This window comes from Bacillus sp. JJ783 (genome assembly GCF_036963225.1).
Lineage (GTDB): Bacteria > Bacillota > Bacilli > Bacillales > Bacillaceae_G > Bacillus_A > Bacillus_A cereus_U.
In genome coordinates, this window is sequence record NZ_JBALMG010000230.1 from 1 (window position 1) to 1,314 (window position 1,314).

Below are 1,314 nucleotides of genomic sequence, written 5' to 3' on the forward strand. Positions count from 1 at the left end.
ATATGAATGAGAATATTAACCTGCTTTTTAGATTTTAGTATAAATTATTTAGGGTTTTATTTTATTGCTAGCTTTATAATATAATACACAAATTTATTACCTGTTTTTGTAATTTAAGCACCTAATATTAGGAAAAGAGAATATTTTATAATTAATTTACAGCATAAATAAAACATAAATTTTGTCTATGTTTTAAACAATATGTATTTTGGAGGAGGTTAATTTGTTTTTTTCAAAACTCATTGATCGATACGCCTTGTATGATTTGCACAAAAAAAGAAGTGTAGAGTTTCAGTATACTTCTCTTTCTAACACCTCACTAGATATAAAGGACATAGAATTTTTTTATAAAGTAAAACCATCTGATATTCATTTTAACATTAAGCATTCAAAACAGGAAAAGGAATACATGGTTGGACAATTCAAATATAAAAGCTCGGTTCAATCTGATGATTCACGCAACGATTCTGTAACTGGAGAATTATTCTTACATAAAAATGAAAATGCGCCTCATGTCATCTTTGTTCATGGTTGGAGAATGGATTCTAACGAACGTGTAAAAAAAATATTCCACGACCATATGACCAACTTGAGGTGGAATATGTATTATTTCACTCTACCATATCATTTTGAAAGAAAACCCAACCAATCCTTATTTAGTGGAGAGTACATGGTAAGTGCCAATATTGAACGAACTGTACAAGCAACCAGACAAGCGGTAGCTGATTTACGAACTTTGATCAAATGGATTAAAGCAAATAAAAATGGTCCCCTGATTCTAATAGGAATCAGTTTAGGTGGGGTTATTACTAACCTAACATCTCTTGTTGAACCAGAAATTGATGTATTAGCATCCATTTTCTACGCAAATCGACTTTCTTATTCAATTTGGAAGACAAATCCAGGTAGATTTATTAGAGGAGACTTGGAACACCATGGTGTAACGTATGATGAATTAATAGATTATTGGAAAATCACTGAACCGAGTCAAGCGTTACCAAAAGTAAAAAAAGAAAATATTTTATTAATTTCAGGTAAGTACGATCTATATGTGCACTCTGAGGATACAGACTATTTGTGGGAATCCTGGGAAAGACCTACGAGATATATTTATACATGTGGACATGCCGGGATTGTTCTTAAACGTAAAAAAATTGCAACTGATACTATCAATTTTATTCAGAATCGATTGAACTCCCCACACTTCCCCAAAGACATACATTAAAGTGAGGGATTACTAAGTATAGAATCTTATACTTTTGACACTCCCCCCCTAAAGGGACTAGCTGACTAACGTCAGTGGGATTCTTGCTA

The 1,314-nt window shown here is 32.1% G+C and carries 1 protein-coding gene; it reads left to right on the top strand.

Features of this window, described 5'->3' with window-relative positions:
• Positions 1-223 precede the first annotated feature (223 nt).
• Positions 224-1,225 carry an alpha/beta hydrolase gene (locus V7038_RS28820; RefSeq protein ID WP_283747211.1) on the top strand — a complete coding sequence of 334 codons (1,002 nt, stop codon included), beginning with the start codon at positions 224-226 and terminating at the stop codon, positions 1,223-1,225.
• Positions 1,226-1,314 lie beyond the last annotated feature (89 nt).